Source organism: Bacillus sp. FSL K6-0073, assembly GCF_038006085.1.
In the GTDB taxonomy this organism is placed as follows: domain Bacteria; phylum Bacillota; class Bacilli; order Bacillales; family Bacillaceae_G; genus Bacillus_A; species Bacillus_A cereus.
Genome location: NZ_JBBOUN010000007.1, coordinates 1 through 8,406, shown reverse-complemented (window position 1 = coordinate 8,406; position 8,406 = coordinate 1). Strand labels below are relative to the sequence as shown.

The following is an 8,406-nucleotide window of genomic DNA, read 5'->3' as shown; positions in this document are numbered from 1 at the left end:
ACAGCAACTTGAACCCACATTTTCAAATGTAGTCTTATCAATCTTAACATAATTTTAATTACATAAACGCAAAAAATCTCTTTATATGCACACATATAAAGAGATTTTTAAATGGATGAAACCCATAAATTAGTTAGTGATGAATAATTATAGTATATCACAAAACGTTTCTAACGTTCCATGTCATATCCTTTCTGTCTACTTCTTATTTCTCTTGTATGTTCACGTTCAAATTGATTATCTACACCCTTCATATCCAGTTCGTTTTTAATAAGTCCTCTAAATGCCTTAAATTGCTCTTTAAAGACTTTTTTCGTCTGTTGATATAAAACCTTTATATTCATCTGTAAATCTCTTATATGAGCCTTTAAAGTGCCTATTTCAGTATGCAATTCTTTATTTACTTCTTCTAATTCCCGATTTTGTTTATAAGAATGTTTTAAAGCAAGATTATTCCCCTCTATTGTTTCTTCTAAATATTTATTATCTTCTCGTAAACTTTGATTCTCTTTTACAAGATCCGTCTTCTGTAAACGTTCATAATCTTTTTTAACAATAACGGCTGCATTCACTTTTTCTGTCATATCTCTCCATTGCTCACGTGTAACCACAATGTTTCCTGTTTTCTTCTCAGTAATTTCTGGCTTTCCAAACAGTTTCGTTGTTACTTCTGTTTTTGTTTCTTCTCGCAAATAAGACATTGACACTGGCTTATCCGGAATTTGATTTCGAAACGTTTCAAATTCCTGTTTCTTTTCTTTTATTTTTTTATCTAAACTCAAAAATTGTTGCTGAATTTTTTGTAACGTTTCATTCTGTTTTTCGATGTAGTTTGTGGTTTGTTGTAATTGATTATGCGTTTCCACTACTTTTGTCTTTAAATGCGTTTTTACATTGGATAACTGTTCCACTTCTACTTCTAAATCTTGTTTTTCCTTAAAGGCTTGAGGCGATAAATGTTTTTTCTCAGAACCTTCTCCCCGATCTACATCAAAACCTTTTTCCCGCATTTCCAACGGGAAGTCCTGTTGCAAAGATATCAATTCTTTTCTCGTAAACATATCTTTTGCGGACAAACGATTGTCTTCTGTAATTGGCATCACACCAATATGCATATGTGGTGTCGCTTCATCCATATGAACCATCGCATACAACGTATTTTGTTTGCCATAACGCTTTTGAATAAAATCTAGTGAACTCTCAAAATAACGTTTCTGTTCTTCTAAACTTAATGAATGCATGTAATCAGGCGAAGCTGTTACTACAAATTCTGAAAGCACAACAGAATTTGCCCGTGGCTTTCGTTTTACTCGCTCACTGATCTCTTGTTTAATTGTGCTTTCATATCTAATTTTTTGTTGATTCAACAAATCATAATTCTGTTCACTTTTCGAATAATCGATGTCTAAATTTGATTTACTTTTTCCTTGTCTTTGATTATGTTTTTGAATCCCTTGCACATCAGAAATTTGAAATTTCTGCATGTGAATGATTGCGAATTTGTTCATGTTTTTCCCTCACAATTGTCTTCCGTAAGAGGACTACTTTTAAGGTTATCATAACATATCGAGAGAGCGAATCCAAAGTTTTGGTATAGCCCACTATACCAAATTACATTTGGTGTGGGCTCTGCGAGACCTCGTTGGCTTCGCCAAATCACGCCACAGCGTGATAAAGACCAGGGGCGTTGCCCCACACCCCACAAGGGGAACTCTTCCCCTTGACCCCATCAATCGAACTCCCCAACCCCTCAAATCCTTGAGGGGCTTCCTCGCCGGTTGGCGTCCCCAAAACGGTTCGTTTTGAGGAACTGCCAAGAGGATGGAAAATCGGCTGCACGTGTCCATTCCTTAATGCTCCTTTCATAGATCAGCACAAACCGCTGATCTATTCCAGTCCGCTTACCATTGACACTTACCGCTTATTTTTCTTCTCCCAATAGTCACTTTGCAAGTTACCCCCATCGCTCATTAAATCCTTTATCAAACTCTTAATTCTAATTAATACTAAATTAAAAAAAAATAAAAAGACTAATTAGTACTTATCTATTTAATACTAATTAGTCTTTATTTTATCCTTTATTTAAGTTCTTTTTTATACTGTTTATTATTACAAAGGTGGATACTTTAATTTTTTCATCTCTGTTTCAGTAAGTCCACTTCCACCCCACATTTTTTTCTTTATAGCTTTTTCAGAATTAAAGTAAGCTTGAAAATTAACTTTTTTATCTTGATAAGAATATTCATAATAAATATCAGGATTTTCTCCTTCAACATAAACAGCAAGCCAATATCCACCTATTTTAAAGTCTTTACGAAAATCAATATATTTCAACTGACTTTCTTGTATTCCTTGTCTAGCAATGTAATTATATATAGATTTTTTCGCATGTACTCTATTAAATAAAACAAAACTAACTACTAAAACTATTGATATAAAGATAGTCATCATTATTAACATCTTTTTTTTTTCAAATTTAATCCTCCTAAATTATTTATTAATATGTTTTTACTAATGACGGTCTATATGCTGAAGTAAAAGTATCAATTAAACCATAAGGAGTTACGATTCCACTAACCGCTTGCATAACATTTCTTGATCCAGAACCAAAATAAAATGCTTGAAATACTAGCTTAGAACAATAAGTTGGATTTTTTTGATACAGATGTGTATCGATACCATAATCTAAATAAACATTTTTAGTTGCACTTCCAGTAGTGGAATAAAAATTTCTATCAGCATATCTAGCTACATCCCTAGCAAGTGTTTGATCTTTTAATCGATAAACCTTAATCCATTTTCCTGACGCAGTATATTTTTGCATCCAATTAGATGTAGATAATTGTTGATTTCCTTGGCCAGCACCAGGCATATGTAAAATATAATTATCACCATTAGCAATAGCTGCATGTCCTACTATACCTGCTGAACTTGTTGCATTTGTTATAAATATATCTCCAGCTTTTAAAGTAAATCCACCCCAACTTCCTTTTGGAGTCACATCATCAAAAAATTCAGTATCTCCCATTGGTGCTTGTCCATAATTATTTAATTTTAGCCATTCATTATAAGATAACGGTTCTAGAAAAACACCTTGTTTTAAGCCATCTTGATATATAGGCATAAATTCTTCTTTATTTTGTTTTAACCATTCATTATAAGATACACTATTTTGATCTAAAACACCTTCTTGAATTGCTTGATTATAAAGAGATTGATAATCAATAACTTCCTCAGCAGCAAACGCTTTCAAGTTAAAGCCACAAATAAAAAATAAAATAGCAATAAAACTAATCAATAATTTTTTCATAAATTGTCTCCCTGAATAATTATTATATTTCGGTAACCTTTTATAAAGGTAACACGATTTTCAAATTCAAAATGTAACTACTTGTGACAAAAAACATACAAATATTTACTAACTAAATAATGTAATTCCCCCTTGTTTTTGGGTGTGAGTGCTGGCTAGTCGTGTGGGGGCTAAACCCCACATAGCGTTGATCCATATGGAAAAAGAATCATGCTTTGAACGGAAGAATTGGCGGTTCGGCTGGTACAATTGCTAGTCCAAGTCGAGCAACTTAACCCCGTTTTTGGTCTGTTCGGCTTGGCGAAAGCTAAAAACCAGCCGAAAAAAGTTTGGCAAGGATGAAACGTAGTGAAAAAGGTGGAGATTTTTGAGTGCTTTTTACTCAAAAATACGACCTGTTCCTTGCGGAACTTTTAGCCCTTATATAGAGAGTGAGAGTAAACATCCCTTGTTTGAGGATAAAAACATAATTATATCAAGGGTTTAAGAAGGTTTTTGAAGTTCTTAAAATCAAGAACTAAAGTTCTTGATTTTAAGAACTTCAAAAATAACAAAAAAAAGCTGAAAATTTCAGCTTTAAAATAATTTTACAGGTAAGTTTTTTAATTCTTTTGGAACCCTATGAAACATCGCTTTCAATGTTGGATTAACATCATCTTTATTACCTGCAAAAATAATATTTGGATTCATAAAATACGCATTGGCTCTAACATTATTACCTGCAATTCCAATCTCTGAAACAGCTAAAATCCCTTTATCTACTAATGATTTAATAATAGGATTAATGTTATTTTTAGTTCTTTTTAACAATAAGGCAATCTCTGTTTGAGTTAATGGAACAGGATTTTTTTTATGTATATCATCTACAATACAATTTGATAGAAAACCTATTTTTCTACTTATTTTCCAAATAACCACAATTTCTTTGTTATCAAGATAATTTATTTCTTCTAATTGATCTATATTATCTTGAATGAATTGAGCGAATTTCACTCTTGATTGTGGAGAACGCTTAGTACCTATAAAAACTTCTTTTCCACCAGTAGCTTTACTTAATACTTGCATTGCTTGATTTATTTCTTCTTGATTAATTCCGTTATGATCTTGTTTAAACTTTTCTTTTTCATTCTCAAAATCACGTATTCTTGCATTTTTCTCAACTTGTTTAAAATCAATGGTATTGGTCATGCTTTTCTCCTCGTTCCTAGTATTTACAACTAGCGAAGAGACTTTTATTTTGTTATTATGTAGTTAGATAAATTAATTCGAGTCTGAACACTCTAATTAATTGTATAACAGTAAGAAAAGCCCTTCTCCTATAGTTGTAGCTTAGACAACTCAATTATAGCATGAATGGCTTTTTTTGTTATATCTTGTCTGACTTTTTATATTCCGAAAAACAAATATATACAGTTTTAACTAAATTTGATATCCTAAAAATGTCAATAAGACTAATATCTTATTTACGCCCATTAGCAAAAAGCCCTTGATATAAAAGGGCTTTTTGTCATCCATATAAAAACAAAGATAAAATAAACAGAATATTAAAAATAATATATATCAACTTATTTAAAAGTTAATCTAATGTACTACCATGATAACATGGTAAAAACAAGATATAGATAATTTTGGAAAAGGGGAAGATTCTATGAATGTTCAGTTAGAAAATGAACAAATAACAAAATTATTAAATGACTGGTATCAATCCATGCTAAAACAACAATTAGTTAAAGCAAAACAATTAAAAGAATATATAGACAGTGAAATTAACAATGTCAAAGAAAATCAAAACTTACTCTTATACTATTCTTTATTGGATTTTAGATACAAAGCATTAACGGATTGGATAAGTATTAACGAAAACAGTTTTGATGAAATGGATAATTTCACAACTCCAGCAGATGACTTCCTAGCTTATTATTATCACTTCTTTAAAGCATTCCATTCTACTTTAACATCCAATTACACTGAAGCAAGTGAACACTATGAAAAAGCAAAAGAACTATTAATACACATTCCTGATCCAATAGAACATGCTGAATTTAATTATCGAATGGGATATTTTTATTATCAAATCTATAAACAAGTAATAGCTCTTGATTATATAAAATTAGCTAAAGAAGAATTTTCAAAACATGAAGGTTATGAAATAAATATAGCACTATGTGACAACTTTATAGGCCTATGTTGTATTGACTTAAAACATTTCGAACTAGCTGAGGAATCATTTAATAAAGCCCTAGACACATTCCAAAAAAATAACCATAAAAACTCTATGCTTATGGTAAGACATAATTTAGCCTGGTTATATTCAAAACAAAATTTATCTAAACTGGCAATTCGTCATGTATCCGAAGTAACAAAAAACAATCCAAATCATTTCAAAGCATTTTTCGTAGAAGCATTTGAATACTATAAAATAAATGACCATAATTACGCTGAACAACTAATTGAAAAAGGCTTAAAACTTAGTAACGACTTTAACAATCAAGAATTCCAACATCGTTTTAAAATCTTAAAAGCACTCAATAATAAAGTTCCTATATTAACTTTAGAAACATCAATTTCAGAAGGTATTACTTACTTTAAACAAGAAAAACTATGGGAATGTGTAAAAGAATATGCTGATATCTTAGCTCTAAGATTTTATGAAGAAAACAACCATAACAAAGCAAGTCAATATTTTTATATGAGCAATACAGCTCAAAAAAACGAACTAGAAAAAGGAGCGTTAAAATAATGAAAAAAGTTTATCTAACTATACTTGGAATATCTTTAATTAGTATCCTATCGTTAGGATTAAACGACTCTTTTAAAAATCAAGCTGTAAATATAGGAGACGGTGGTGGTGCACCCGCACGACCTGATTATTTTTTACAAACACATTCTAACCGATAAAAATAAAGTATAAGAAAACACCTTCAAAAAATGAAGGTGTTTTCTTATACTTTATTTTTTATAAATGAAAAACTGAATATACCAAAGTTCACTAAACCACCATTATATTAAAATTAATAACAAAATATGGGGTCTGTGTAGTAATGGAACAAGAACGGCAATAAGACTTAATCATGTTATCAAAAATCAGGGTTTTTGATAATGATAAAAACTGTGTTAAATTAGGCTTTGAATCGTTAAGACTACGTTATCAAAACTATTATCATAATCAAATTAACAATAACAACCGTTTTTGATAAATTTAACAAATATTGAGTTTTTAATCAGTAAGATATTTATTTTTTTGATAAAAAACACTCTATTATTAGCTATGGTGAAGCGAAAATATAGGTTATTGCCGTTTCTGTTCTGTTACTACACAAACCCCAATATTAAATAAATTCAATTTCATATTTATAATTATATTAATTCCACAAAATATCCAAACAACAAAAAACAGAATTAGTTAAAAAAACTCTATAAATAGTTCCCTTTCCTTTTTACAAATTACAAAAAAAGGCCAATTAAGGCCCTTTAAATAATCTTTTAAATCTATTAATTAGTTATATTTCTTTTAAAACGTATTTTAAGAACTATAACATATATACCAATTGCAATTAAAGTACACCAAATCAATGAAATCATGTTAAAAAACAACATCAATATTACATTTGTCAATATTACAGATAAAATTCCAAAAACATTTTTATTACTAGAAATTAAATTATAAACAACTAAACCAATTATCGTTGAAATAATCGTACAAAAAAGGATCAATATAAAATACATACAAATAAACCTCCTTTTTACATTTCTGTCTTTATTTTCTAAATATTTTGTATTATCATAATAAATGTACCAAATAATAATATCAAGGAGGACAATTATGAAAAAAATTTTATTTTTCATCTTAACAATTGTAATGATTAGTACATTTTCATTACCAAACAAATATGTGCAAGCTGCCGAAATTTCCAAACAACCTAGCTTAGATACATATTTAACTCCTGAAATTGAAAAAGAAATTAACAATAACATGCAACCTGCAACAAAAGAAAATCCTATTTCATCTTATACAGCTTCTAACGGCCTAAAAGTTGTAGATACTGTGAAAACAGAACCTGCTTTCTCTGATTCTTTTTCTTCAACATCATATGTTACTCATTCAAAAACTTTCTATGCTAGTGGACTTTCCATTGCTACTTATAAAGGAAAATGGTTATGTACTTTCTGGCGAGATGGTAGCGTAACAATTAAAAACTGGGATTATTTCTTAGTAGGAATAAACGATGGTTCCTATAGTAATAAATCTACTAGTATACTATCTAGTGGTAAACCGGCAAAAGCTCGTGGATATGTAACACTTCAAAGTGGATTCTTCACAGGTGATACAATCTGGAATATAAGTATTTCTAATGGTTCTTCTGTATCTAGTTCAATTACAAAAACAAGATAACAAAAGCCACATTAATGTGGCTTTTTATTTTTCAATAAATAATGTTTTTTACCATAGTATAAAATCCCGTTTAATGCCTTCCTTCTGTTTGCCCCCACTTCGCAAACAGACTGGCTAGTCCGAATAGGCTAACACAGGCGCCTTTCCTTACTGCGAAGACTAAGGGGCAAAGGTCTGGTGTGGAAATCCTTTTATTCTTGTGTTCTGAATGTATACTTTCTTTATGGAAATGTCTATTTTTCTAAAAATCTCTTAAAGTTCTATAAAATCAATAATTTGAAAGTAAACTAATATTCAAAAGTTTACTTTGGAACTTACAATTGAAATTCAACATACAATGCTATGAGCATTTACAACATAGTCTTGGTCGACAATAAAAAAAGTACGAAGTCTTTTAAAAGACTTCGTACTAACAACAGACTAAAGTACAGTTCATCGGAAACTGAAAGGGTATTTCATCTATTTATTATAAATCATTAATTCCTATTTCCGGGAATTAATTAGAAAATATGCAAAATTTCATGTTTTATAATTCCTTATAAACAACAAACCTAGTGAATATTTTTGAATTTTCTTTTTATTAATGTTAGACTAAATTATATAAGATACAACTCCTTAAACGCCTAGATATATCTCTATTCGTTATACGCAAAAAAACCAATTCTCGTGTAATAGAATTGGTTTTTTTGTGCAATTCAGTCAA

7 protein-coding genes are annotated in these 8,406 nt (G+C 29.9%); 3 read left to right on the top strand and 4 right to left on the bottom strand.

Annotated elements, in window-relative coordinates; translation table 11 throughout:
- Positions 1-170 precede the first annotated feature (170 nt).
- The 4 genes from mobV to MHB52_RS36660 all read right to left on the bottom strand — a co-directional run bounded on the left by mobV (position 171) and on the right by MHB52_RS36660 (position 4,498).
- Positions 171-1,508 carry a MobV family relaxase gene (mobV, locus tag MHB52_RS36675; protein ID WP_001031676.1) on the bottom strand — a complete coding sequence of 446 codons (1,338 nt, stop codon included), beginning with the start codon at positions 1,506-1,508 and terminating at the stop codon, positions 171-173.
- 601 nt (positions 1,509-2,109) lie between these two features.
- Positions 2,110-2,460 carry a DUF3139 domain-containing protein gene (locus MHB52_RS36670; RefSeq protein WP_021729366.1) on the bottom strand — a complete coding sequence of 117 codons (351 nt, stop codon included), beginning with the start codon at positions 2,458-2,460 and terminating at the stop codon, positions 2,110-2,112.
- A 37-nt stretch (positions 2,461-2,497) separates the two neighbouring features.
- On the bottom strand, positions 2,498-3,310 hold the full coding sequence (locus MHB52_RS36665; protein WP_000734782.1) for a hypothetical protein: 813 nt from the start codon (positions 3,308-3,310) through the stop codon (positions 2,498-2,500).
- 576 nt (positions 3,311-3,886) lie between these two features.
- On the bottom strand, positions 3,887-4,498 hold the full coding sequence (locus MHB52_RS36660) for a hypothetical protein (RefSeq protein WP_000185570.1): 612 nt from the start codon (positions 4,496-4,498) through the stop codon (positions 3,887-3,889).
- Between the two features lie 460 nt (positions 4,499-4,958).
- On the opposite strand from MHB52_RS36660, the gene MHB52_RS36655 reads away from it, so the two are divergent.
- The 3 genes from MHB52_RS36655 (at position 4,959) to MHB52_RS36645 (ending at position 7,703) form a co-directional block, all read left to right on the top strand.
- Positions 4,959-6,050, top strand: coding sequence for a response regulator aspartate phosphatase (locus MHB52_RS36655; protein WP_001102654.1), 1,092 nt, complete (start codon positions 4,959-4,961; stop codon positions 6,048-6,050).
- Complete coding sequence (locus tag MHB52_RS36650) at positions 6,050-6,208, top strand: hypothetical protein (protein WP_000758643.1); 159 nt, start codon at positions 6,050-6,052, stop codon at positions 6,206-6,208. The genes MHB52_RS36655 and MHB52_RS36650 overlap by 1 nt, the downstream gene beginning before the upstream one ends.
- Before the next feature lie 925 nt (positions 6,209-7,133).
- Positions 7,134-7,703 carry a hypothetical protein gene (locus MHB52_RS36645; protein ID WP_000721788.1) on the top strand — a complete coding sequence of 190 codons (570 nt, stop codon included), beginning with the start codon at positions 7,134-7,136 and terminating at the stop codon, positions 7,701-7,703.
- Positions 7,704-8,406 lie beyond the last annotated feature (703 nt).